26 protein-coding genes are annotated in these 25,053 nt (G+C 56.9%); 14 read left to right on the top strand and 12 right to left on the bottom strand.

The genetic code is table 11. The annotated features are described in order from the left end of the window. Positions 1–277 precede the first annotated feature (277 nt). Positions 278–2,596, top strand: a complete 2,319-nt coding sequence (locus tag SPE70_RS10355) for a catecholate siderophore receptor Fiu (protein WP_162822772.1) — start codon at positions 278–280, stop codon at positions 2,594–2,596. A 48-nt stretch (positions 2,597–2,644) separates the two neighbouring features. After that, entirely contained in the window at positions 2,645–3,322 is a 678-nt protein-coding gene (ybiX, locus tag SPE70_RS10350) for a PKHD-type hydroxylase YbiX (RefSeq protein ID WP_008807765.1), read from the top strand. A gap of 84 nt (positions 3,323–3,406) precedes the next feature. Here ybiX and ompW read toward each other — a convergent pair whose 3' ends face one another. Further along, positions 3,407–4,045: an outer membrane protein OmpW gene (ompW, locus tag SPE70_RS10345; protein WP_012542066.1), complete on the bottom strand. Its 639-nt coding sequence runs from the start codon at positions 4,043–4,045 to the stop codon at positions 3,407–3,409. Between the two features lie 269 nt (positions 4,046–4,314). Here ompW and SPE70_RS10340 point away from each other — a divergent pair, with 269 nt between their 5' ends. From SPE70_RS10340 to yciA, 5 genes are all read left to right on the top strand, one after another. Next, on the top strand, positions 4,315–4,728 hold the full coding sequence (locus SPE70_RS10340; protein ID WP_074188469.1) for a YkgJ family cysteine cluster protein: 414 nt from the start codon (positions 4,315–4,317) through the stop codon (positions 4,726–4,728). Between the two features lie 25 nt (positions 4,729–4,753). After that, complete coding sequence (locus tag SPE70_RS10335; protein ID WP_008807762.1) at positions 4,754–5,497, top strand: YciC family protein; 744 nt, start codon at positions 4,754–4,756, stop codon at positions 5,495–5,497. A gap of 54 nt (positions 5,498–5,551) precedes the next feature. Further along, complete coding sequence (locus SPE70_RS10330; protein WP_008807761.1) at positions 5,552–6,091, top strand: septation protein A; 540 nt, start codon at positions 5,552–5,554, stop codon at positions 6,089–6,091. 271 nt (positions 6,092–6,362) lie between these two features. Continuing rightward, entirely contained in the window at positions 6,363–8,546 is a 2,184-nt protein-coding gene (locus tag SPE70_RS10325; protein ID WP_032730986.1) for a TonB-dependent siderophore receptor, read from the top strand. A 99-nt stretch (positions 8,547–8,645) separates the two neighbouring features. Continuing rightward, the gene (gene yciA / locus SPE70_RS10320) at positions 8,646–9,044 is read left to right on the top strand and encodes an acyl-CoA thioester hydrolase YciA (RefSeq protein WP_008807759.1); all 399 of its coding nucleotides are present in this window, start codon (positions 8,646–8,648) and stop codon (positions 9,042–9,044) included. 29 nt (positions 9,045–9,073) lie between these two features. On the opposite strand, the gene SPE70_RS10315 is transcribed toward yciA, so the two are convergent. Beyond that, complete coding sequence (locus SPE70_RS10315; protein ID WP_008807758.1) at positions 9,074–9,610, bottom strand: YniB family protein; 537 nt, start codon at positions 9,608–9,610, stop codon at positions 9,074–9,076. 188 nt (positions 9,611–9,798) lie between these two features. On the opposite strand from SPE70_RS10315, the gene hxpB reads away from it, so the two are divergent. The 4 genes from hxpB (at position 9,799) to SPE70_RS10295 (ending at position 13,587) form a co-directional block, all read left to right on the top strand. Then, the gene (gene hxpB / locus SPE70_RS10310; protein ID WP_012968454.1) at positions 9,799–10,467 is read left to right on the top strand and encodes a hexitol phosphatase HxpB; all 669 of its coding nucleotides are present in this window, start codon (positions 9,799–9,801) and stop codon (positions 10,465–10,467) included. A gap of 149 nt (positions 10,468–10,616) precedes the next feature. Then, positions 10,617–11,378, top strand: a complete 762-nt coding sequence (gene kduD, locus SPE70_RS10305) for a 2-dehydro-3-deoxy-D-gluconate 5-dehydrogenase KduD (protein WP_063106090.1) — start codon at positions 10,617–10,619, stop codon at positions 11,376–11,378. A gap of 91 nt (positions 11,379–11,469) precedes the next feature. Then, entirely contained in the window at positions 11,470–12,060 is a 591-nt protein-coding gene (locus tag SPE70_RS10300; protein WP_002901611.1) for a metal-dependent hydrolase, read from the top strand. 135 nt (positions 12,061–12,195) lie between these two features. Next, a complete protein-coding gene (locus tag SPE70_RS10295; RefSeq protein WP_008807755.1) occupies positions 12,196–13,587 on the top strand; it encodes an L-cystine transporter in 1,392 nt (463 codons plus the stop codon). A gap of 57 nt (positions 13,588–13,644) precedes the next feature. Here SPE70_RS10295 and cedA read toward each other — a convergent pair whose 3' ends face one another. Further along, positions 13,645–13,884 carry a cell division activator CedA gene (gene cedA / locus SPE70_RS10290; protein WP_004151919.1) on the bottom strand — a complete coding sequence of 80 codons (240 nt, stop codon included), beginning with the start codon at positions 13,882–13,884 and terminating at the stop codon, positions 13,645–13,647. Between the two features lie 205 nt (positions 13,885–14,089). Here cedA and katE point away from each other — a divergent pair, with 205 nt between their 5' ends. Continuing rightward, positions 14,090–16,348: a catalase HPII gene (gene katE / locus SPE70_RS10285; protein WP_064170174.1), complete on the top strand. Its 2,259-nt coding sequence runs from the start codon at positions 14,090–14,092 to the stop codon at positions 16,346–16,348. A 57-nt stretch (positions 16,349–16,405) separates the two neighbouring features. On the opposite strand, the gene chbG is transcribed toward katE, so the two are convergent. The 8 genes from chbG to osmE all read right to left on the bottom strand — a co-directional run bounded on the left by chbG (position 16,406) and on the right by osmE (position 22,330). Beyond that, positions 16,406–17,164 carry a chitin disaccharide deacetylase gene (gene chbG / locus SPE70_RS10280; protein WP_008807752.1) on the bottom strand — a complete coding sequence of 253 codons (759 nt, stop codon included), beginning with the start codon at positions 17,162–17,164 and terminating at the stop codon, positions 16,406–16,408. 12 nt (positions 17,165–17,176) lie between these two features. Continuing rightward, positions 17,177–18,523 carry a 6-phospho-beta-glucosidase gene (locus SPE70_RS10275; RefSeq protein ID WP_064170175.1) on the bottom strand — a complete coding sequence of 449 codons (1,347 nt, stop codon included), beginning with the start codon at positions 18,521–18,523 and terminating at the stop codon, positions 17,177–17,179. 110 nt (positions 18,524–18,633) lie between these two features. Next, entirely contained in the window at positions 18,634–19,458 is an 825-nt protein-coding gene (gene chbR, locus SPE70_RS10270) for a transcriptional regulator ChbR (protein ID WP_012968458.1), read from the bottom strand. Between the two features lie 27 nt (positions 19,459–19,485). Beyond that, entirely contained in the window at positions 19,486–19,833 is a 348-nt protein-coding gene (chbA, locus tag SPE70_RS10265) for a PTS N,N'-diacetylchitobiose transporter subunit IIA (protein ID WP_004140356.1), read from the bottom strand. 53 nt (positions 19,834–19,886) lie between these two features. Continuing rightward, positions 19,887–21,245, bottom strand: a complete 1,359-nt coding sequence (gene chbC, locus SPE70_RS10260; RefSeq protein WP_008807749.1) for a PTS N,N'-diacetylchitobiose transporter subunit IIC — start codon at positions 21,243–21,245, stop codon at positions 19,887–19,889. Between the two features lie 11 nt (positions 21,246–21,256). Next, a complete protein-coding gene (locus SPE70_RS10255) occupies positions 21,257–21,373 on the bottom strand; it encodes a hypothetical protein (protein ID WP_012542074.1) in 117 nt (38 codons plus the stop codon). A gap of 19 nt (positions 21,374–21,392) precedes the next feature. Continuing rightward, complete coding sequence (gene chbB / locus SPE70_RS10250) at positions 21,393–21,713, bottom strand: PTS N,N'-diacetylchitobiose transporter subunit IIB (RefSeq protein WP_002901547.1); 321 nt, start codon at positions 21,711–21,713, stop codon at positions 21,393–21,395. A gap of 278 nt (positions 21,714–21,991) precedes the next feature. Beyond that, complete coding sequence (gene osmE / locus SPE70_RS10245; protein ID WP_008807747.1) at positions 21,992–22,330, bottom strand: osmotically-inducible lipoprotein OsmE; 339 nt, start codon at positions 22,328–22,330, stop codon at positions 21,992–21,994. A gap of 282 nt (positions 22,331–22,612) precedes the next feature. Here osmE and nadE point away from each other — a divergent pair, with 282 nt between their 5' ends. Together nadE and cho are read left to right on the top strand one after the other, a co-directional pair. Beyond that, positions 22,613–23,440 carry an ammonia-dependent NAD(+) synthetase gene (gene nadE / locus SPE70_RS10240; RefSeq protein WP_008807746.1) on the top strand — a complete coding sequence of 276 codons (828 nt, stop codon included), beginning with the start codon at positions 22,613–22,615 and terminating at the stop codon, positions 23,438–23,440. 98 nt (positions 23,441–23,538) lie between these two features. Continuing rightward, complete coding sequence (gene cho / locus SPE70_RS10235) at positions 23,539–24,402, top strand: excinuclease Cho (RefSeq protein WP_043875474.1); 864 nt, start codon at positions 23,539–23,541, stop codon at positions 24,400–24,402. Positions 24,403–24,490: 88 nt separating this feature from the next. Here cho and spy read toward each other — a convergent pair whose 3' ends face one another. Next, positions 24,491–24,976 (bottom strand): ATP-independent periplasmic protein-refolding chaperone Spy, encoded by a 486-nt coding sequence (spy, locus tag SPE70_RS10230; RefSeq protein WP_008807744.1) that lies wholly within the window; start codon positions 24,974–24,976, stop codon positions 24,491–24,493. Between the last annotated feature and the right edge of the window lie 77 nt (positions 24,977–25,053).

The following is a 25,053-nucleotide window of genomic DNA, read 5'->3' as shown; positions in this document are numbered from 1 at the left end:
TGCCAAAAACCACGAAGCGCCGGGTTAGCCCTGGCGCCTGTCACCTCGCGGCGCGGCCTGTCACCGGCCTCTTCCAGCCGCTCTTTTGCTTCATCCCCGCCCTTTTCGTTCAAAATTTATGAACTATGTAAATCGCGATGAAGAAATATGTTTAAACGTCAACATTTCTATGTAAATATTAAGGCGAATGATAACTATTCTTTTTATCATTTATAGAATCACACCGGGTCAGCGCAAGCCAGACGACGAAAAACGTCGCTTTTGCGCGGTGTGGTATGTGCTCATAACAAAAAATAAGCCTGCATTTATCATGGAAAAAAACGCTTCTCTGCCGTTTGGCAGTTTCAACTCATTGGCATTGTTTACGGGTCTGTGTCTGGGGGCCTCACCGGCAACGGGCATCGCAGCGGAAAAATCAGTCAAAAATAGTGAAGAGACGCTGGTGGTGGAAGCCACTCCGCCCTCACTCTACTCTCCCGGCGCCTCCGGCGATCCCAAGTTCAATAAACCGCTGGTCGATACCACCCGCACCATCACCGTGATCCCGGAACAGGTGATTAAAGATCAGGGAGTCACCAACCTGACTGACGCCCTCAAAAACGTCCCCGGCGTCGGGGCGTTTTATGCCGGCGAGAATGGCAGTTCAACCACCGGGGATGCCATCTACATGCGCGGCGTGGATACCTCTAACAGCATCTATGTGGACGGCATCCGCGACATCGGCAGCGTGACGCGCGATACCTTCAACACCCAGCAGGTGGAAGTCATCAAAGGACCCGCCGGCACGGACTATGGCCGCAGCGCGCCCTCAGGATCGATCAATATGATCAGCAAGCAACCGCGCCTTGACTCCGGGATCGACGGTTCGGCCAGCATCGGCAGCGCCTGGTCGCGTCGGGGAACGCTCGACCTGAACCAGGCGTTTAGCGACAGCGCCGCGTTCCGTCTGAACCTGATGGGGGAAAAAACCCATGACGCCGGTCGGGATAGCATTGAAAACGAACGCTATGGCATCGCGCCGTCGCTGGCCTTCGGCCTCGATACCCCAACTCGTCTGTATCTGAACTATCTGCACGTCCGGCAGAACAACACCCCGGATGGCGGGATCCCCACCGTCGGCCTGCCGGGCTATTCGGCGCCTTCGCCGAAGTATGCCGCGCTCAACTCCGCCGGTAAGGTCGATACCAGCAATTTCTATGGCACCGACTCCGATTATGATAAATCCACCACCGACAGCGGCACCCTGCGCTTCGAACACGATCTGACGGACAATACCACCGTGCGCAATACCACCCGTTGGTCGCGGGTGAAACAGGAGTATCTTTTGACCGCGGTGATGGGCGGCGCGAGCAATATCACCGCCCCCGATATCAATGACGTCAACACCTGGAGCTGGTCGCGTCTGGTTAATACCAAAGATGTCAGCAACCGCATTCTGACCAACCAGACCAATATCACCTCGACCTTCAATACCGGCTCGATAGGCCATGACGTCAGCGCCGGCGTGGAGTTTACCCGGGAAAACCAGACCAACTATGGCGTTAACGCCATGACCGCGCCGGCGGTGAATCTCTACCATCCGGTGAGCAACCTGTCGATTGGCGGGCTGGACAGAAACGGGGCGAATGCCAACGGCCAGACTGATACCTTCGGGATTTATGCCTTCGATACGCTGACGCTGACCGAACGGATTGAGGTCAACGGCGGGCTACGTCTCGACAATTATCATACTAAATATGACAGCGCCACCGCCTGCGGCGGCAGCGGACGCGGGGCTATCGCCTGCCCGCCCGGCCAGTCGACGGGCAGCCCGGTCACCACCGTGGATACCGCCAAATCCGGCAATCTGGTTAACTGGAAAGCCGGGGCACTGTACCGCTTAACCGAGCAGGGCAATGTCTACGTCAACTACGCCATCTCACAGCAGCCGCCGGGGGGCAGCAGTTTCGCCCTGGCCGCCAGCGGTAGCGGCAACAGCGCCAACCGAACCGACTTTAAGCCACAGAAGGCGAAATCCAGCGAGCTGGGCACCAAGTGGCAAATCTTCGACAACCGTCTGCTGCTCAGCGCGGCGTTATTCCGTACCGATATTGAAAACGAAGTGGCCGCCAACGATGACGGAACCTGGTCGCAGTACGGCAAAAAGCGCGTGGAGGGGTATGAACTCTCCGCAACCGGAAACCTGACCCCGGACTGGACGATCATCGCCGGCTACACGCAGCAGCATGCGACAGTGACGGAGGGACAGAACGTAGCGCAGGATGGATCTTCCGCCCTGGCCTACACCCCGAAACATGCCTTTACGCTGTGGACGCAGTATCAGGCCACCAGCGATCTGTCCGTCGGCGGCGGTGTGCGCTATGTCGGAAGCCTGCGCCGGGGCAGCGATGGCGCGGTCGGTACCCCGGATCACACCGAGGGCTACTGGGTCGCCGACGCCAAACTGGGCTATCGGGTCAACAGCAACCTCGATCTGCAGCTCAATATGTACAACCTGTTTGATACCGATTACGTGGCCTCCATCAACAAGAGCGGCTATCGCTATCATCCGGGCGAACCCCGTACCTTTATGCTGACGGCGAACGTCCACTTCTGAGTCTGTGCGTGGGGCCGTTGCGCCCCACCTTTTAGAGAGAACACCGCGATGATGTATCACATTCCTGACGTGCTATCGGCAGACCAGGTGGCGGAATTTACCCGGCAGCTGGCGCAGGCCGAGTGGGTCGACGGACGGGTTACGGTGGGCAGCCAGGGGGCGGCCGTCAAACAGAACCAGCAGATCGATACCCGTACGCCGCTGTATGCCCGCCTGCAAGCCGCCGTGCTCGACGCGCTGCGCGGCCACCCGCAGTTTTTTTCCGCCGCGCTGCCGCGGACGATTTCCGCACCGTTGTTTAACCGCTATGGGCCAGGGGAGACCTACGGTTTTCATGTCGATGGCGCCGTTCGCCAGAACGGCGAGGCGGGCTGGATGCGCACTGACCTGTCAGCGACGCTGTTTCTTTGCGAGCCGGAGAGCTATGAGGGCGGTGAACTGGTGATTGAAGACACCTATGGCCAGCACCGGGTGAAGCTCCCGGCCGGGCATCTGGTGCTCTATCCCGCCAGCAGCCTGCACTGCGTCACCCCGGTTACCCGCGGCGTACGTCAGGCCTCTTTCCTGTGGATCCAGTCGATGGTCCGCGACGATAAGCAGCGCGCGATGCTTTACGACCTGGACCGCACCATCCAGTCTCTGAAGGCCCGCTTTGGCGACGGAGAAGAGGTCCTCTCCCTGCTCAACATGTATCACAACCTACTGCGCCAGTGGACGGAAGTGTGATCCGCTATCGATGGCGAAGGCTTGCGGCAGACAGGTGTGACGTGACAATGAACTGGCCATCCGTTGGCCAGTTTTCAGCAGGATTTAAAATCGATAACCCGCGGAGAACATAAACACCCACGGATCCAGACGGGTGCTGACTTTCTGGTCCACGCCGCCGGCTTTGAATTTCACATCGGTATCGATATCCATGTACCACACCGACATATTCAGCAGCCAGTCACGGTTAATCAGATAATCGAGGCCGACCTGCCCTGCCGCGCCCCAGGAGTCCTTCAGGCTCAGATCGGAAAGCCCGGCCGCCTTGCCGGTATCGTTAAAGTCTTCATTAAAGAAGGTGGTGTAGTTAATACCCGCCCCCACGTACGGGCGCACCTTGCTTTGCGCATCGCCAAAGTACCACTGCGCCATCAGGGTGGGTGGCAACTGATGGACGGTGGCGATAGTCCCGGTTGGCCCGGTGCCGACCTTATGGCGGAACGGCGTTGCCGCCAGCAGCTCCACGCCGATGTTATCGGTGGCCATATAGGTAAAGGTTAAACCCAGTTGGGTGTTGTTACTGACATTGAAACTGCCAAGGCTGCCTAACACATTGTCAGAGCCCTCCGTCGGTCGGACGGTGGCGGTCCCGGCACGAATGAAAAATTCACCCGCTTCATGCGCCCAGACGCTGCCGGTGGAAAGCGTGCTAAGAATTAATGCCGCCGCTGCTAACTTCTTCATATCCACTTCCTCATTATGGTTTTTCAGCGCGGCCAAATATACCTATAACGAGTTACGTTTGATCTGTTTTAGATCACACTAAAACCTTAGATTTAACATTTATTGATCCAGATTAATTTTTGCTACCGATCGCAATACCCTGAATCCTTCTCACATCAATTTTCACTTTTCGCGAAAAAAAATATTTCTCCCCCTCTTGCCGCCGCAAAAGCGGCTGGATAAGTTAACTGCCGACAATCTGTGTTGATGCGTTTTTTTCAGGTGTAATTATGAGTGAAATCAACCCGTGCATGACGTGCGGTGCCTGTTGTGCGTATTTTCGTGTCTCTTTCTACTGGGCGGAAGCCGACGACGCGGGTGGCCTGGTGCCTTCCGCGCTGACCGAGCCGCTGACCCCTTTCCTGCGCTGCATGAGCGGCACCAACCAGCGACAGAGCCGCTGCGCGGCGCTGTCAGGCGACATCGGTGACGCCGTCCACTGCACTATTTATGAAAACCGTCCCTCACCGTGCCGCGAATTCGCCATGTCCGGTGAGAATGGTGAGGGAAATGACGCCTGCAACCGGGCGCGGGCGCGCTATGGCCTACCGCCATTGCGGCCTCTTTACAAAGATATACCTGCCCTGAATGGTGCAGAGAGTGCTACGACGGAACGATTTGCGGTACAATCGCCGGCTAGTTAACACCTGCGACACTCAAGGAGAATGCATGTCTATCACGGCGAAGTCCGTCTACCGTGACACCGGGAATTTTTTTCGTAATCAGTTCATTACCATTTTGCTGATTGCGCTGTTGTGCGCGTTTATTACGGTAGTACTTGGCCATGCCTTTTCACCCAGTGACGAGCAGCTGTCGATACTCAGCGAAGGCGATAACCTCGCCGGTAGCGCCGGGCTGTTTGAGCTGGTGCAGAACATGACGCCGGAGCAGCAGCAGGTTCTGCTGCGCGCCTCGGCGGCATCAACCTTCTCGGGTCTGGTGGGCAATGCGATCCTCGCCGGCGGCGTTCTGCTGCTGATCCAGCTGGTCTCCGCCGGTCATCGCGTTAGCGCCCTGCGTGCCATCGGCGCCTCAGCCCCGGTGCTGCCGAAGCTGCTGCTGTTGATCCTCTTCACTACCTTCCTGGTGCAGATGGGGATGATGCTGGTCCTGGTGCCCGGCGTGCTGCTGGCCATCGTGCTGGCCTTTGCGCCGATCATGCTGGTGCAGGACAAAATGGGTATCCTCAGCGCCATGCGCAGCAGCATGCGTCTGGCGTGGGCCAATCTGCGGCTGGTGGCGCCGGCTATCATTGGCTGGCTGGTGGCAAAAACCCTGCTGTTACTGTTCGCTTCCAGCTTTGCTGTCCTGACGCCAAACGTCGGCGCGGTGGTCATCAATACCATCAGCAACCTGATATCCGCCCTGTTGCTGATCTATTTATTCCGCGTGTATATGCTTATCCGCAACTAATCTTAACCAGGATCGGGGTCTTCCCCGGTCCGTCCTGAAAGACGGGATCGATGTATGAAGCAGTTTCTGGATTTTTTACCGCTGGTGGTCTTCTTTGCCTTCTATAAGCTTTACGATATCTACGCCGCCACCACCGCGCTGATCGTCGCGACCGCTATCGTGCTGATCTACAGCTGGGTACGCTACCGTAAAGTCGAAAAAATGGCGCTGATCACCTTTGTGCTGGTGGCCGTCTTCGGCGGGTTAACTCTCTTCTTCCACAATGATGAGTTTATTAAATGGAAGGTGACGGTGATCTATGCCCTGTTCGCTGGCGCGCTGCTGTTCAGCCAGTGGGTGATGAAAAAGCCGTTGATCCAGCGCATGCTGGGCAAAGAGCTGGCCCTGCCGCAGCAGGTCTGGTCGCGGCTTAACCTGGCCTGGGCGGTGTTCTTTATCCTTTGCGGGCTGGCCAATATCTATATCGCCTTCTGGCTGCCGCAGAATATCTGGGTGAACTTCAAGGTCTTTGGCTTAACCGCCCTCACGCTGGTCTTTACCCTGCTGAGCGGGATCTACATCTACCGCCATATGCCGCAGGACGACCACCACTAACTCCTCCACCGGCGCGCCATCGCGCGCCGCGCGCGCCCCCTATAATCTCACTGCGCTGGCAAACATTCCCTGCAACCACACAACCTCAGCGCATACGCTGACAGCTTCCTGGCCACACTGTGCAGGCTCTCTTCACGATTTCTCTCAACTGCATAAAAAGTTGCGGTAATTGTGAGGATTTTATGGAGATTCATCTCATTGCATTGTAATGATAATGGTTATCATTAATATTCTCGATCTCATTTTGAATTGCTTTGAAAAGGATATTTACATGAGATCGCCGCAATATTCTGTCCCCACGACCCTGGCGCTGGTCATATCCAGTCTCCTCGCCCCTAACGCCTTTGCTGAAGAATCAGAACAAGATACCGAAACGATGATTGTGCGCAGTACGGCGGAAGAGGTGCTTAAGCAACAGCCCGGGGTGTCGATTATCACGGCAGATGATATTGCTAAGCAGCCGCCGGTCAACGATCTCTCAGACATCATCCGTAAAATGCCCGGGGTGAACTTGACCGGCAACAGCGCCAGCGGCAGTCGGGGCAACAACCGCCAGATTGATATCCGCGGCATGGGGCCGGAGAACACCCTGATCCTGATAGATGGGGTACCGGTCACGTCACGTAACGCGGTTCGCTATAGCTGGCGCGGTGAACGAGATACCCGGGGCGACAGCAACTGGGTACCTGCAGAGATGGTCGAACGGATTGAAGTTCTCCGCGGTCCGGCAGCCGCGCGCTATGGTTCCGGCGCGGCGGGCGGAGTGGTCAATATCATTACCAAACGCCCGACCAACAACTGGCACGGTTCGCTGTCTTTCTTTACCAACCAGCCGGAAAACAACAAGGAAGGCACGACCAATCGCGCTAACTTCAATCTCAGCGGCCCACTGGCCGGCGAAGCGCTGACGATGCGCCTGTATGGCAATATCAATAAAACGGAACCCGACGCCTGGGATATTAACCATGCGCAAAACGGCTCTTACGCTGCGGGGCGCGAAGGGGTACGCAATAAAGATATTAACGCCTTGCTGTCATGGAAAATGACCCCGCAACAGATCCTCGATTTCAGCTACGCCTATAGTCGTCAGGGGAATATCTATGCTGGTGATACCCAGTACAGCAACGGCAATCTTAGCCCGAACGGGCTGGTGGACTCCCTGTACGGCCACGAAACTAATCGCCTCTATCGCCAGTCCTGGGGACTGACCTACAACGGTCTATGGGATTGGGGCCAGTCCAAAGCCGGTGTTTACTACGAGAAAACCAACAATACCCGCCTGCAGGAAGGCTCCACCGGCCGCGTCGAGGGCATGATCAACAGTGAGGATTATGCCACCAGCCGTCTGGAATCCTGGCGTACTACCTCGGAATTCAATGTGCCTTTCTTCTGGCTGGCGGACCAGACGCTGACGCTGGGAATGGAATGGAACCATGATCAGCTCGACGACCCGGCATCAATGCAGGCCACTAACAGCAACGGCGAGACTATCCCTGGGACCTCGGGCGACCCTACGCAACGTAGTACCAAAAACAGCGCCACCCTCACCGGTATCTATCTGGAAGATAATATCGAAGCCGTGCCTGGCACCAACCTGATCCCCGGCATCCGCTTCGATTATCATAATCAGTTTGGCAGCAACTGGAGCCCAAGCCTCAATCTGTCTCAGGCGCTGAGCGATATGTTCACGCTGAAGGCCGGTATCGCGCGCGTGTTTAAAGCGCCTAACCTCTATCAATCCAGTGAAGGCTATTTGCTCTCCACCCGCGGCAACGGTTGTCCGAACACTATCGCTGAAGGCAGCTGCTATCTGCTGGGCAACCCTGACCTCGATCCGGAGATCAGTATTAACAAAGAGATCGGTATCGAATTCAACCTTAATGGTTACGCTGCCGGAGTCACCTGGTTTCGCAACGATTACAAAAACAAAATCGTCTCCGGAACAGAGGTACTGGGCTATACCTCCAGCGGCAATAATATTTTGCAGTGGCAGAACGGCGGCAAAGCCGTGGTCGAGGGGCTGGAAGGAAATCTGCTGATCCCGGTGCTGAGAGATGTCCTCAGCTGGCGGACCAATGCCACCTGGATGCTCAAATCTGAAAGTAAAGAGACTGGCAACCCGCTGTCGGTTATCCCGAAATATACCGTTAACACGATGCTCGACTGGCAGGTAAACGACGCCCTGTCTGCGAATGTGAACTGGACGCTTTATGGCCGTCAGAAGCCGCGTCAGTATGCGGAGATCCGCAACGAAACCGGGACCCTTGCCACCACCGAGGTTGGCGCCTATTCCATCGTGGGTATTGGTACTCAGTATCAGCTAAATCGGGATATTCGCCTGAATGCCGGAATAAGTAATCTATTTGATAAACAACTGTATCGCGAAAACGCCGGCGCCTCGACCTACAATGAGCCTGGCCGCGCGTATTATGCCGGCGTTACCCTCTCCTTCTGAAGTGCCGCGCCCGCCTCTGCGGGCGCTTTCCCCTATTCTCTCCGCCCCGTTTTCATAGTAGCATCCCGCTGATCGTCTTTGACCACAACAGAGTAGAGCATGACAACTACAGATCTTGCCCCGAAGGGCGAAATGGTTTTACGCACCCTGGCGATGCCGGCGGATACCAATGCCAACGGGGATATTTTTGGCGGCTGGCTGATGTCGCAGATGGATATCGGGGGCGCCATCATGGCCAAAGAGATCGCTCAGGGTCGCGTGGTGACCGTGCGCGTGGATGGGATGACCTTTTTACGCCCGGTCGCCGTCGGCGACGTGGTGTGCTGCTACGCCCGCTGCGTGAAGCGCGGCAACACCTCAGTGACGATTAACATCGAAGTGTGGGTGAAAAAAGTCTCTTCTGAACCGATTGGCCAGCGCTATAAGGCGACGGAAGCGCTGTTTATCTACGTTGCCGTCGATAATCAGGGTAAACCGCGGGCTCTGCCGGCAGAATAATATGGTGCCCGGCTAACCGGGCACCTGGCTTACAGAAAGCCCAGCAGCGAGAAGAAGAAGTAGCCGATAATAATCACGATCACCGGCAGCACATACAGCGGGAAATATTGCACCAGGATGGTATGGCGCGGTACCACGATCCGCTCAGCGAGCTGCTCACGGGATAACCCTTCTGCGCCTTTGGCCTGCTCGAGGATCAGCTGATCCTCAATCCCCTCGCGAAGAAATTTCGCCTGCCTCGCCATCCGCGCGCCGGAGGCCTGCAGCGCCATGCCGACAAAAACCAGAATGAAGATGATCCAGAAGCCGATGTTCAGGCTGTGGTGGAAATCCGGCAGCGGCGAGTTGTACCAGAAAAAGTTCAGGAACGGCGTGTTAAAGCGCATCATCTCAATCATGACATGCGCAAAATCCATCATTACCGCGTCAATGCCGGGTTTCTTTTCACTGTGCTCATACATAAATTTGAGGACAGAAATCAGCGTCGACAGCACGGCGGGAATAAAGATGACCCATCCCAAAATGCGTTTGATAACCGCTATGCGTCCAGCTTGTTGGTACGTCATGAGTTCCCCTTGTTAAAGACGCGTTGGTGATTCGCCTGCCGCCTGTTGCGTGGCGCAGGCGCTCCTCGCTGATCCGAATGTGTCGGGTATAAGTCTATCTTCCACGGCGAATTTCGCCCAATAACGCGCGGTATGATATACCATGAATGCCGATTCGTTTATCTGATTACGCAACAGGAGAAGGACATATGTCAGCGAAGCGCCGCATTGAGGCCGCGATTTTTGATATGGACGGGTTGCTGATTGACTCTGAGCCGCTCTGGGATCAGGCGGAGGTCGAGGTCATGGAAAGCCTGGGGGTGGATACCCGCCGCCGCGATGAACTGCCCGACCTGCTTGGTCTGCGAATCGACCTTGTGGTGGATCTGTGGTATGCCCAGCAGCCGTGGCACGGCGTCGATCGCGCAGAAGCCACCGCGCGCATTATCCGCCGGGCCATCGAGCTGGTGGAAGCCTCACGCCCGCTGCTACCGGGCGTACGCGAGGCGGTGGCCCTGTGTAAAGCGCAGGGCTTGAAGGTGGGCCTGGCCTCGGCCTCGCCGCTGGTGATGCTGGAGAAAGTGCTCAACATGTTCGAACTGCGTGACCAGTTTGATGCGCTCGCCTCCGCGGAACATCTGCCCTGGAGCAAACCGCACCCGCAGGTATACCTCAACTGCGCCGCTGCCCTGGGAGTCGACCCGCAGCGCTGCGTCGCGCTGGAGGATTCGGTCAACGGCATGATCGCCAGCAAAGCCGCGCGCATGCGCGCTATCGTGGTACCGGAAGCGGAGAACAGCCGCGACCCGCGCTTCGTGCTGGCGGACGTCAAGCTCCCGTCACTGCAGGCCCTGACTGCCGAAGCCCTGCTCGGGTAAGGACGCTGGCGGGTGACGCGATCGCTGTCACGCCGCCGGCAATAAAATCAAAACGTCGTTTCATTTTTATTGTAATTTTGTTTTCCTGCCTCTATGCTGGTCACAGGTGGCGTCATCGTACGCCTGAAGATCAGCTGACAGAGGTGAATATGGTACTGAACGCCTTCGACCTGACGGGTAAGGTCGCCATCGTGACCGGTTGCGATACCGGACTGGGACAGGGGATGACGCTGGGCCTGGCGCAGGCCGGGTGCGATATCGTCGGCATCAACCGTAAAATTCCCCATGACACGGCAGTACAGGTTCTGGCGCTGGGTCGCCGCTTTCATGCCATTCAGGCGGATCTCAGCCGTCAGGATGAGATGAGCGTGCTGGTCGACCAGGCGGTCGCGGCGATGGGTCGGGTCGATATTCTGGTCAATAACGCCGGGATTATCCGCCGCCATGATGCCCTGACCTTCACGGAAAGCGACTGGGACGCGGTGATCGATCTGAATCTCAAAGCGGTTTTCTTTCTCAGCCAGGCGGTCGCCAGGCAGTTCATTCGCCAGGGCGATGGCGGCAAAATCATTAACATCGCCTCGATGCTCTCGTTTCAGGGCGGGATCCGCGTCCCCTCCTATACCGCCTCGAAAAGCGGCGTGCTGGGTTTGACCCGCCTGCTGGCCAACGAATGGGCCGGACAGCGCATCAACGTCAACGCCATTGCGCCGGGATATATGGCCACCAATAACACCCAGGCGCTGCGTGAAGATGAAGAACGTAACCAGGCGATCCTCGAGCGCATTCCCGCCGGTCGCTGGGGAGACCCCAAAGACCTGCAGGGGCCGGTGGTGTTTCTCGCCTCGGCTGCCGCCGACTATATTAACGGCTATACGCTGGCCGTTGATGGCGGATGGCTGGCGCGCTGAGAATTTGTGACAAAGAGTTACACCGTCACCTCTTCCGTACACTGTATAAAAACCCTATACTGTATGAATCGACAGTTTAGGGTGTGTTATCATGACGGCGGAAGGCCATCTCTTCTTTTCAATCGCCTGCGCAGTATTTGCCAAAAACGCAGAGTTAACGCCGGTGCTGGCGCAGGGCGACTGGTGGCATATTGTGCCCTCTGCGGTATTGACCTGCCTGCTGCCGGACATCGATCACCCTAAGTCATTTCTCGGCCAACGACTGAGCTGGATCTCAAAGCCCGTGGCGCGGGCCTTTGGCCACCGCGGCTTCACCCACAGCCTGCTGGCCGTCTTTGGCGCGCTGACGCTATTCTACCTCAAGGTGCCTGACAGCTGGATTGTCCCGGCGGACGCCCTCCAGGGCCTGGTGCTGGGCTATCTCAGCCACATCCTCGCCGATATGCTCACCCCCGCCGGGGTGCCGTTGCTGTGGCCCTGCCGCTGGCGCTTCCGGCTGCCGATCCTCGCGCCGCGCAAGGGTAACCAACTGGAGCGCGCTTTATGCATGGCGCTGTTCGTCTATGCCGTCTGGATGCCGCAGACGCTGGCGGACAACAGCGCAATACGCTGGTCTTCCGGAGTGATCAATTCCCTGCAAATCACCTTCAATCGCTTCATTAGTCATCAGAGTGGCCGATAAACCGCCGGAAAACACCATTTGGTTATAACCCATTCCATTTGAATATAAGTCCTTGATAACGCCTTCTGCTAACCTTGCCGTCATAAGAGCTGGTTATCCACCAGCCCAGGTTATAAAAATATCAGGAGAACGGGGATGAACTTTCCATTAATAGCGAACGTAGTCGTGTTCGCCGTATTACTGTTTGCGCTGGGGCAAACTCGCCATAAACAGTGGAGCCTGGCCAGGAAAGTGCTGGTTGGTCTGGCCATTGGTGTGGTCTTTGGTCTGGCGCTGCAGCTGATCTACGGGTCTGACAGCCAGGTGCTGAAGGATTCCATCCAGTGGTTCAATATCGTCGGTAATGGCTATGTCCAGCTGCTGCAAATGATTGTGATGCCGCTGGTCTTCGCCTCGATCCTGAGCGCGGTGGCCAGGCTGCATAATGCCTCTCAGCTGGGAAAAATCAGCTTCCTGAGCATCGGCACTCTGCTGTTCACCACGCTTATCGCTGCGCTGGTTGGCGTGCTGGTGACCAATATGTTCGGCCTCACCGCCGAGGGTCTGGTTCAGGGCAGCGCAGAAACAGCCCGTCTGAACGCCATCCAGAGCAACTATGTGGGAAAAGTGGCCGATCTCAGCGTACCGCAGCTGATCCTTTCCTTTGTGCCGAAGAACCCGTTTGCTGACCTGACCGGGGCTAACCCGACCTCCATCATCAGTATCGTCATTTTCTCGGCATTCCTCGGCGTGGCAGCGCTTAAGCTGCTGAAAGAGGATGTGGAAAAAGGCCAGCGCGTGCTGACGGCCATCGATACCCTGCAGGGCTGGGTGATGAAGCTGGTTCGTCTGGTGATGCAGCTGACCCCTTACGGCGTACTGGCCCTGATGACCAAAGTGGTTGCCGGGTCGAATCTGCAGGACATCATCAAACTTGGCGGCTTCGTGGTAGCTTCGTACATTGCGCTGGGCATTATGTTTGTCGTCCACGGCCTGCTGCTGGCGATTAACGGCATCAGCCCGCTGAAGTACTTCCGTAAAGTCTGGCCGGTGATCACCTTCGCCTTCACCAGCCGCTCCAGCGCCGCGTCGATTCCGCTGAACGTGGAAGCGCAGACCCGACGCCTGGGCGTACCGGAGTCAATTGCCAGCTTCTCCGCTTCCTTTGGCGCCACCATCGGCCAGAACGGCTGCGCCGGTATCTACCCGGCCATGCTGGCAGTCATGGTCGCGCCGACCGTGGGCATTAACCCGCTGGATCCGATGTGGATTGCCACCCTCGTGGGCATCGTCACCGTCAGCTCGGCGGGCGTCGCCGGGGTGGGCGGCGGGGCCACCTTCGCCGCGCTAATTGTTCTGCCGGCGATGGGCCTGCCGGTGACCCTGGTAGCGCTGCTGATCTCCGTCGAACCGCTGATCGACATGGGGCGTACCGCGCTGAACGTTAACGGCTCAATGACCGCCGGGACCCTGACCAGCCAGTGGCTGCGCCAGACCGACAAGTCGATTTTCGATAGCGAAGAAGAGGCCGAGCTGGCGCATCGCTAAACGGTAAGCACAAAAAAACCGCTGATTATCAGCGGTTTTTTTATTTCTGCAGCAGACTCAGGCTTCAATCTCACCTTCCTGACGCACCTGGTTAGCCCAGCGCTGGGCCGACTCCGGCACGCTGAACGCTGGCGAGCGGCGAAAATGCTCCCCCATCAGCAGAAAGGCGACATACTTCCCGCGCAAAATCCAGACATCGCGAAAATGGTCCATTTTCACGGCATGTTCCGGAGGCGCAGGCTCCACGCGCGGCACGTAGCTAATGACAGGGCGATTTTGTTGGCGCAATGGTTTCATAACAAATGGATTCACTAAACAGAGCGGGAAACATAAACCTCTATCATAGCCGATTGTGGGCCCGTTCGTCGCCCCCCTGCCGCCGATGCGCATTTTAGGATAACTCCCTGCCCCTGCGCCGAGCGCAGGCAGCGTAATGTTCTATAGTTAGAAGGGTTTTGGTTTATCAACGACCACTTTTAGCAATGAAAGCAGGAGACGAGTAATGTCTGATAAGCACCCAAACCCTCACCACCAGCAGGCACCGGTCCACGACAGCGAGGAAGCGAAACCGGGGCTCGACTCGCTGGCGCCGGATGACCAGGAGTGGCGCCCCACGCCGAAACCCACCGCCCCAGGCGCCGAACCGACCGCCCCCGGCAGCCTGAAAGCACCGGAAACCCACAGCAGCAAACTTGACGCCCTGGAGCCGCAGCGTAAAGGCGGAGAAGACTATCCGCTGACCACCAACCAGGGCGTACGTATTGCCGACGATCAGAATTCGCTGCGCGCCGGCGCCCGCGGCCCAACGCTGCTGGAAGATTTTATTCTGCGGGAGAAGATCACCCACTTTGACCATGAGCGAATTCCGGAGCGTATCGTTCATGCCCGCGGCTCTGCCGCCCACGGTTACTTTCAGCCCTACAAAAGCCTGGCGGCGTTGACCAAAGCCGATTTTCTCTCGGCAGCCGATAAGATCACCCCGGTCTTTGTGCGCTTCTCCACCGTGCAGGGCGGCGCGGGGTCGGCGGACACCGTCCGCGATATTCGCGGCTTCGCTACCAAGTTTTACACTGACGAAGGGATTTTTGACCTGGTCGGCAACAACACACCGGTCTTCTTCATCCAGGACGCGATGAAGTTCCCCGACTTTGTCCACGCCGTGAAGCCTGAGCCTCACTGGGCCATCCCGCAGGGACAGAGCGCCCACGATACTTTCTGGGACTATGTCTCCCTGCAACCGGAAACGCTGCACAATGTGATGTGGGCGATGTCGGATCGCGGCATCCCGCGCAGCTATCGCACCATGGAAGGCTTTGGGATCCACACTTTCCGTCTGATCAACGCCGAGGGCAAAGCCACCTTCGTTCGCTTCCACTGGAAACCGGTGGCCGGCAAGGCGTCGCTGGTGTGGGATGAAGCGCAGAAGCTGACCGGCCGCGACCCTGATTTTCATCGCCGCGACCTGTGGGAGGCCATCGAAGCCGGGGACTACCCGGAATTTGAGCTTGGCCTGCAGCTCATCCCCGAGGAGAACGAGTTTGATTTTGACTTCGATCTGCTCGATCCCACCAAGCTGATCCCCGAGGCGCTGGTGCCGGTCTTACGGGTTGGCAAGATGGTCCTCAACCGCAATCCGGACAACTTCTTTGCCGAAAACGAACAGGCGGCCTTTCATCCCGGGCATATCGTACCGGGCATTGATTTCAGCAACGATCCGCTGCTGCAGGGGCGCCTCTTCTCTTACACCGATACGCAAATTAGCCGCCTGGGTGGGCCGAACTTCCATGAAATCCCCATCAACCGTCCAACCTGCCCGTATCACAATTTCCAGCGCGACGGGATGCACCGGATGGACATTGACACCAATCCGGCCAACTATGAGCCCAACTCCATTAACGACAACTGGCCGCGCGAGACGCCGCCAGCGGCCAAACGCGGCGGCTTTGAGTCCCTCGCCGAGCGCGTCGACGGCGAAAAAATCCGCCAGCGCAGCCCTTCGTTCGGCGAATATTACGCCCAGCCGCGTCTGTTCTGGCTGAGCCAGACGCCGATTGAGCAGCAGCATATTATCGATGGTTTCAGCTTCGAACTCAGCAAAGTGGTCCGCACCTGGATCCGCGAGCGGGTGGTCGATCATCTGGCCCACATTGATACTAAGCTGGCGGAAGCGGTCGGGGCGAACTTAGGTATCGAACTGAGCGACGATCAGCGTAACATTACCCTGCCCTCCCCGGTCAACGGCGTGGAGAAAGACCCCAGCCTCAGCCTCTACGCCGACGCCGAAGGGGATGTGAAAGGCCGTGTAGTGGCCGTCCTGCTCAACGAACGCACCTCGGCGCAGGATCTGGTCCATCTTCTGCAGGCGCTGCAGGCCCAGGGCGTGCACAGCAAGCTGCTCTACTCGCGGATGGGCGAAGTCATCGCCGACGATGGCTCTCCCCTGCCGATCGCCGGCACCTTCGCCGGTTCCCCATCGCTGACGGTGGATGCGGTAGTGGTGCCTGGCGGCGACCTCTGCGCCCTGAGCCAGAGCGGCGACGCGCGCTATTACCTGCTGGAAGCCTATAAGCATCTGAAGCCGATCCTGCTGGCAGGGGATGCGCGACAGCTGACGTCCGTTCTGCAGGTCCCAGCCCAGGGTGAAGAGGGGGTCATCGTCACCGATGCTCTCGACACGCCAGCGGCGGACACACTGCTCGCCCTGATGACGGCGCATCGCGTGTGGTCGAGAAGTCCAAAAATCGCCGCTATTCCGGCGTAGTAAAAAGCCCGGCACACGGTGCCGGGCTTGATTCACTTTCCCTTTCCCCCATCGGGCTTACACGTCGCGGTAGGTTCCCAGACGATAACCCCGGTCGGCTACCGCCGCTTTCAGCGCGGCAGACGTCAGCACATCAAGCTCACCCAGCCGCGGGTAGCAGTAGGCGCTGCCCATAATGGTCTGATCGACAAAAGCCGGATGACACATCACCTCCAGGGAACGCTCCCCGCGGGCGATTGAGGCATCCAGCGTCTGCAGAAACAGTTCCTCAGAGACAGCTTCGCCGTAAAACTCGCTGCTGAAGCCTGCGCTGCTGCGCGCCGCCTGTTGATCGAGCCCACTCTGCGCCGCCACCTGGCGGTCAATACGTAACGCGATACCCTTCTCGCGGGCAAAGGCCGCCACGATGGGATAGATCGGGGAGATCATATGCACATGGTGGTGGCTGTCGAGATGCGTCGGCTCATGACCGAAGAGATCGACAAAACGACGGTACTGACACGCCAGCTCGTGGGCGATCTCCTCCAGCGGCAGGCGACCTTCTTCTGCCTGCTGCCAGATCCATTTGCCCAGCCGGCCTTCGCGGGTTAATCCCGGCATGGCCGACAGCGGCTCGCCCAGCGTCAGCACAAAGTGCATGCCGACCGCCAGCTCCGGGGTACTGCGGCTTAGCTGGGCGGCGTGGTCAATGGCCGCGCCGTTGACCAGCGCCGTGGTCGATGTCACCACGCCGTTGCGGCAGGCCTCGATAATGCCGTAGTTCTGCCCTTTACTGAGGCCGAAGTCGTCGGCATTGACGATCAATACGCGTTCCATTGGCCGCTCCTGTTAAGATTTCAGTTTTTCGATAGTCGCCGCAAAGTTCGGCAGCCATTTTTCATGCGCCAGAATCATTTCCCGCGCCAGCTGCTCGGCGTCACGATCGGAATGGATCAGCGGGCTTAAGTTCAGCGCCAGCAGCACATCATTCAGCTCGCCGCTGATCGCCGCCTGGCTGGCCGCCACTTCGAACCCCTTGATGGTGTAGATAAGCCCCAGTACCTTCTCATCGAAATGGGTGATGCGCGGCGTCGGCTTCGCGCCGTCGCGACCTAAGGTGCAGCTCATCTCGACCGCCCAGTCCGCCGGGATATTATCCACGTGGCCATGATGCGGGATATTCACATAGTGCTCAGTCTGCTTGTCGTTATAGATAGCGTTGATCACTTCGCAAGCGGCATCGGAGTAATAGGCGCCGCCGCGCTGCTCCAGCTCCTTCGGCTTAACCTTGAGATCTGGATTTTTATATAGCTCAAACAGCTGTTTCTCCACCTTCTGTACCACCTGAGCGCGCGCGCCGCCCTTATAGTACTCGCCCATCTCAATCGCCAGCATCTCTTTTGGCTTAAAGTAGTAGAGCAGATAGGAGCATGGGATCAGGCGCAGGGAGCGGATCAGCCCCTCGCTAAACGGCAGGTCGAAAATATTTTTCACCGAGTTCGCGGTCAGGCGGCCAGAGGCCACGCCGTCCAGCAGTTCATCGAAGCGCGAGACGCCGTTAACCAGCACGTCGCGGACGAACACCAGATGATTCAGACCGAACAGGTCGATATTCAGCTCATCGCTCGGGCTGAGCTGCAGCACGTCGGTGATGAACATCTTCATGCCGATAGGAATGTTGCACACGCCGATAAAGCGTTTGAAACTGGTGTGGCGATAGACCGCCTCGGTGACCATGCCCGCCGGGTTGGTGAAGTTGATGATCCACGCGTCCGGGCAAATCTCCTGCACATCTTTTACGATATCGAAAATCACCGGGATGGTGCGCAGCCCTTTAAACAGCCCACCCGCCCCGTTGGTCTCCTGGCCCAGGTAGCCGTGGCTCAGCGGAATACGCTCATCTTTTTCACGCGCCTTCAGCTGGCCCACGCGCAGCTGGGTGGTGACAAAATCCGCGCCCTGCAGCGCCGCACGGCGATCCAGCGTTTTATAGACCTTCATCGGCACGCCGGCTTTTTCCACCATCCGCTCGCACAGAGCATGGATAATATCGAGCTTCTCCTGGCCCTCTTCCACATCCACCAGCCACAGTTCAGTGACCGGCAGTTCATGGTAACGTTTCAGAAAGCCTTCCAGTAATTCCGGGGTATAGCTGCTGCCGCCGCCAATAGTGACTATTTTTAATTTCTGGCTCATCTTTTTCTCCCTTGGGCGCTACGCCTGGACGCAGGCCGCTCTCCGCAACAATGCGGACAGTTAATTTGAATGATTTACGGTATAAACCTGGCGGCTAAAACCGCGCGGGTTTAATTAATACTGGTCAAATGTTTGCGATAACTGCTCGGCGTAAACGACGTTAGTTTTTTAAAGGTTTTAATAAACAGGCTCGGGCTACTGTACCCGGATTCATACGCAATATCCGTCACCGAATAGTTGGTAATTTCCAGCTGCTTTTTGGCAAAGTTAATACGGATATCATTAATTATCTGCATCGGCGTTTTACCATAATAGCGCTGGGTCGCCCGGGTTAAATATTCCTGCGTTTTTCCCGAGAGACGAACCATATTCTCGAGCGCGCCCTCACCGAATTTCAGCTTATCGTGCATGGCCTCAACGGTATTTTTTAGCCATTGCGGAATAACATCGGCAACCGGCTCTTCGCGATAGTGGCGTAAACGGTTAATGACATAAAAGGAAACCAGCTCGATAAATTCGTCAAATTCCGTTTCGCGAAAATTGAGTGAGGCGATGACCGACTCAACGTAGCCGAGAAAAGCGCTCTGCACGGCGTAAACCTGGGAGGCCACCAGGCCAAACGGCAGCAGCGGCAGATAATGTTTCTCAAAGAAGCGTCTGCTGATGCCGACGTTAAGGATGCGCGTCGCCCCAAATTCGTAAAAGCTCTGGTGGTGCGAACCCATCGGGATAAAGACGAAATCCCCGCGCTCCAGCAGCACCCGTTTGCCATTGATCTCCTGGTAATAGCGCCCGGTTAATACCACGGTAAATTCGTAGTAATCATGCTGGTGAAGCCCGCTCACGCTTTCCGTTTTGTTATAGATGACCACATGAAAGTTCTTCCCGTTGAACAGCTGTTGTTCTCTGGCGGTACTGATCTCGGTGGTCATCATCCTGGGCTGCCTCATCGTCGCGATGGCCTATTGTACCTTCTCGTGCAGCTCAATCAATTCGGCGACCAGCTCACGGGCCAGCATCGAGGTCATCAGATGGTCCTGAGCATGCACCAGCACCAGGCTGACCTTCATTTTGCCTTCGCCCTCGTCGCTTTCGATAAGCTGGGTCTGCACGCGATGCGCCTCGCTCAGCGCCTGGCGCGACTGCTCCATCATCGCTTTCGCCGCGGCAAAATCGCCCTGCTTCGCCTGCTTCAGCGCGCCATAGGCCAGGCTGCGGGCCTGTCCGGAGTTGATAATCAACCCCATCACCACCTCTTCGAGGTCATTTTCCGGGGTTTCTACCGCGTCGATGTTGTCCAGATCAAACATAATATTTCCCTCATTTATCAGGCGGTACGGGGCACTGCCCGTACCGCGCGGTATCAGAATTTCAGTGCGTTAGCGATGTCTTCTTCGCTCTCTTCCTGCTCGATGACGGTCTGCGCTTTATTCGACAGCACCACAAACGGCAGGTAGACCAGAGTCGCGACGCCAAGGTTGAACAGGGCTACCAGCAGGGCGGCCACGCTGCCGTTACTGTTAAAGAACGCTCCCAGACCGGTCGGCATGGTCCACGGCGCCAGGTTGGTCACCGGAGGGATAATCCCCAGGCTATAAGCCGCCAGCGTAATGGCTGCCAGAATCGGCTGGACCAGCACGAAGGGGATGAACATCACCGGGTTCATAATGATCGGCAGACCAAACAGAATCGGTTCGTTAATCTGGAAGATGCCTGACGGCAGTGCCAGCTTCGCCACCTGACGATGGTCAGCGCGACGGGAAGCGATAAAGATGGCGATAATCAGACCCAACGTTGCCCCGGAGCCACCCAGCAGGATATAGGAGTCGAGCATCGGCTTGGCCCAGAAGTGGAACTGTTTGCCTGCTTCGATAGCCGCATCAACCGAGCCGTACTGGTTGTACAGCGCGATGTTTTCCAGCGCCCACGGGGTCATGATGCCGTTATCCAGCGCCGTCAGCGCCAGGGAACCGTGCACACCGAAGAACCACAGCAGGGAGTTAAAGATAACGTATGCCCAGCCGACCACGCTGCCCATCGCCGCCAGCGGCGTGGAGATCGAGTCCATGATGATCTGGTGGAAGTTGCTGCCGTAGCTCGACAGGGCCCACGAGATAATGCCGAAGATAGAGAGGATCAAGAAGCCCGGGATCAGCGCGGAGAAAGAGCGCGATACTGACCCTGGCACGCTGTCCGGCAGTCTGATCACCCAGTTACGACGGATCACGAAGGTGAACAGTTCTGCGACAACCAGACCGATAATCATCCCGGAGATGATGTTCTGCCCGCCCAGCCAGTTGGCGCCCACCGCATAGGCTTCGCCCACGCTATACGGGGTCACGGTCATGAAGGCCGCCACCGCCAGCAGGCCCGCGGCCATCGGGTCAACTTTGCGCTCTTCCGCCAGCGCGGAGCCGATAAAGAACGGCGCCATCAGCGACATAATGCCGAGGGTACCGTTATAGACGTTCCCGCCGATAGCCTTAAAGCCGTTTAAGGTTTCAATGGTGGAGGCATCCAGTCGAATGCCCATAGAATAAAAGAAAGAGCCTTCGCCGAAGCTCAGAAAAACGTTGTTAATTAATACAAACATGGCCCCGGCGAGGGTCAACGGCATTAACTTAATAAATCCGTTTTTAATCGCATTAATATGCGGCTGCTTTCCTATTTTCACTGCAAAAGGAAGGAGTACCTTTTCAAGCGAGTCGATCACTTTACTCATAGTCAATACCCTTAAAAGCCGCAATAAACTATTACGGCGATGATGTATGAAATTACTCTTTGACGGGAAAATAAACTCTTTATTTTTTGACGTCCGGCAACAGGGTGCCGCCAGGCGTCAAAATACATCGAGTTTTAAAAGTTAAAATTATTGTGCTGCAGCTTTCTTAATGGCCGCGACGGCGGCTTTCAATACACCTAAACCATCCACCTTGCCATACAGAAGAGAATCGATGACTTCTACCGGTTTATTCGGCAGCAGGCGCTGAATTTCCGGTAACATATACGCAATTTGTGGTCCTAATAATACCACGTCGGCTTCCGGTCCCTTTTCACCTGCCAGGGTTTCGGGATAGGCTTCAATAATGACCGGGACTTCGTATTTTTCTGCCTGCGCGCGCATTTTGGAGACCAGCAGTGATGTAGACATGCCTGCCGAGCAGAAGAGATAAATGTGTTTCTTTTCCATGAACGCTTCCTCAATGTGTGAGACCAGGGCCTTCAGCAACCGCTGAGAGCCGGTAAGACTGGTAACATCCGGTTAATTCTGTTTATGGGTTGAGTATACGGCAAGCTGAGCCGCCAGGATAATTCGCTGTTGAACAGAATTGTCTCTCATTGACCTCTGGTTTTGACTACCCTCACATTTTCACCCAAATAATTCGCGCAATTAAATAAGCATCAGTACTCACAAAAAAGCCCGACCAGTGGTCGGGCTTACGTAGGGCTCAGTAAACAGTAGGAAGCTTACTTGGCGTTGCGCGGGTCAGTATCATACTCGGCGCAGGTCTGGTAGCCGGAGTTAATCACATGGCCAGTGTCGTCGAGGGCCACAAAGTAGGTCTCTACTTTACCATCCCGTTGACCGAGGATGTAGGTCTGGCAGGTGCCGCGGGCATGAACCATGGTCACTTCCGTTGAAGGTTTGCCAGCGATCTGCATCACCTGCTGACGCGACATCCCTTTCTTCACATCTTTCACCACCGGCTGGGTAAACTGGTCTTTGGTACGATCGTAAGCGGTACAGCCCGCCAGTAAGGTTAACGCGACGGTGACGCCCAGTATTCCTGCTAAGCTTTTGTTCATTTTGGTTCCTCTCTTCTACTGTGTAACGATAAGCCTGGAATAAATAGTGTTATTTTTCAAGCCGAACAACGAAATCATGTCTGATTGTGTTATTGCGTAAACAGGATTGACGCGCCGCTGTCGACCGGCGGTTTCTCCCGCGTAGTGGCATCTATAATGAAATCCTATGTCATTGATTGCCTTCTTTTCCGGCAGTCAAAACCCCGGTCCTTGTCGTTTCAGCGGCAAAGAGGTAGCTTTAAGCCAACAGCTTGCCAAACAGATTCACTTTCGGAGGGCGCGATGACGCTACAACAAGAGATTATTCAGGCGCTGGGCGCAAAGCCGCAGATTGATGTCGCCGGCGAGATCCGCCGCAGCGTCGATTTCCTGAAGTCCTACCTGCAGACCTACCCGTTTATTAAATCGCTGGTGCTGGGTATCAGCGGCGGCCAGGACTCCACCCTGACGGGGAAACTGTGCCAGATGGCGATTAATGAACTGCGTGCCGAAACGGGCGACAGCAGCCTGCAGTTTATTGCCGTTCGGTTGCCCTATGGCGTGCAGGCGGATGAGCAGGACTGCCAGGACGCCATCGCCTTTATCCAGCCTGACCGGGTGCTGACGGTGAATATCAAAGCCTCGGTACTGGCCAGTGAACAGGCGCTCCGCGAAGCGGGGATCGAACTGAGCGACTTTGTTCGCGGTAACGAAAAAGCCCGTGAGCGGATGAAGGCCCAGTACAGCATCGCCGGAATGACCAAAGGGGTGGTGGTCGGCACCGACCATGCGGCGGAAGCGATTACCGGCTTCTTCACCAAATATGGCGACGGCGGCACCGACATCAACCCAATTTTCCGCCTGAACAAACGTCAGGGCAAACAGCTGCTGGCCCATCTCGGCTGCCCGGAACATCTGTATAAGAAGCTGCCGACCGCCGACCTGGAAGACGATCGCCCCTCCCTGCCGGATGAAGTGGCCCTGGGTGTCACCTACGAGAACATCGACGATTATCTGGAAGGCAAAACGCTGGATCCCAGTATCGCCAAAACGATCGAAGGCTGGTATCTGAAAACCGAACACAAGCGTCGGCCACCGATCACCGTCTTTGACGATTTCTGGAAAAAATAGTCCCTCCCCGCCCCGGCCCGCGCCGGGGTTATTTTTTGCGCTTTTCGCCGCAAAAACCGCCTGCTATACTGGATAGATAGACAGTATCAGGAGTTATTGTGGCCAGAAAGCAATCTGCCCCGCGTCTGGAGTTTGAAGCGGCGGCGATCTATGAATATCCCGAACATCTTCGCCCGTGGCTGGAGGCGCTGCCAAAGCTGCCGGGCGTCTATCAGTTTCACGGCGACAGCGACACAATGCCGCTCTATATCGGTAAGAGCGTCAACCTTCGCAGCCGTGTGTTATCTCACCTGCGCACGCCCGAAGAGGCCGCGATGCTGCGTCAGTCGCGGCGTATCACCTGGCAGCGCACCGCAGGCGAGCTGGGAGCGCTGCTGCTGGAGGCGCGGCTGATTAAAGAGCAGCAGCCGCTGTTTAACAAGCGGCTACGGCGTAACAAGCAGCTCTGCGCCTGGCGACTTGCGGACCACCGGCCGCAGATTGTCTATGCCCGCGAGGTTGATTTCTCGCACCAGCAGCATCTCTATGGCCTGTTCGCCAACCGGCGGGCGGCGCTGCAGATGCTGCAGAGCCTTGCCGACGAACAGCGCCTCTGTTATGGCCTGCTTGGTCTGGAACCGCTCAGCCGCGGCCGCGCCTGCTTTCGCTCCGCGCTGGGCCGCTGCGCCGGCGCCTGCTGTGGAAAGGAGAGCGTGGAGGCGCACAGAGATCGCCTGCTGGCGCAGATGAGTAAACTGCAGCTGGTGTGCTGGCCGTGGGCGGGACCGGTGGCGCTGGAGGAGCGCGGCCCGGATATGACGCAGTATCACGTCATTCATAACTGGCTGTGGCTGGGCGCCGTCGACTCGCTCGACCAGGCCGCTGAGTTGACCCGTCTGCCCGCCGGATTCGACCAGGATGGTTACAAGATCCTCTGTAAGCCCCTGCTCAGCGGCAACTACCCGCTGCACCCGCTTGGCTGAGAAACCACCAATAAAAAAACCGCCGGCCCTGCCCAACGCCTGATGGCATTATTGGGCAAGACCGGCGGTCTTGATTCAGTTCGCTACATTATTCAGCAGGTGCAGGCATTTTACCTGCCGGCGCGTTGCGTTCTGTCAGATGCTTCTCAAAATTAGCATTGAACTGTTTTTTCTGCTCTGGAGTCAGAATGTTGTAGATCTTGTTCTGCGTTTCCAGGCGGGACAGCGCCATCGCTTTATGCTGCGCTTCCATCTTATCGATCTGCGCTTCCGCTTTCGCCTTATCGAAGGTGTCGCTGGCGATCAGATCGTGCATCGCGCGGCGTTCGTCGAGGGACGGACGCTTCATGTTCTCACGCTGGCTCTTCATGATGTCGCGGATCTGTTGTTTCTGCGCATCGGTCAGGTTCAGGCCTTTAAACATCATGTCATGCTGACCCGGGCCGCCTTTATGATGCATCATCATCGGCTTGCTGTCGCTCGGCGCGGTGGTGGTGTCGGCGGCGTGTGCCAGGTTAGCCGCGCCCAGAGCCAGAGTAGAGGCAACAAACAGTGCAGTGAGTTTCTTCATCATTCAATCCTTACTTTACGTTATTCTTACGGCGCGTTGCCGTGTTGACGAGATTAACTTTACGACGTTAATCGTCAATT

The organism is Klebsiella sp. ZJOU C1, assembly GCF_035620215.1.
GTDB lineage: Bacteria > Pseudomonadota > Gammaproteobacteria > Enterobacterales > Enterobacteriaceae > Klebsiella > Klebsiella variicola.
The sequence above is the reverse complement of the archived record's forward strand: the minus strand, read 5'-3'. Positions and strand labels throughout refer to the sequence as shown.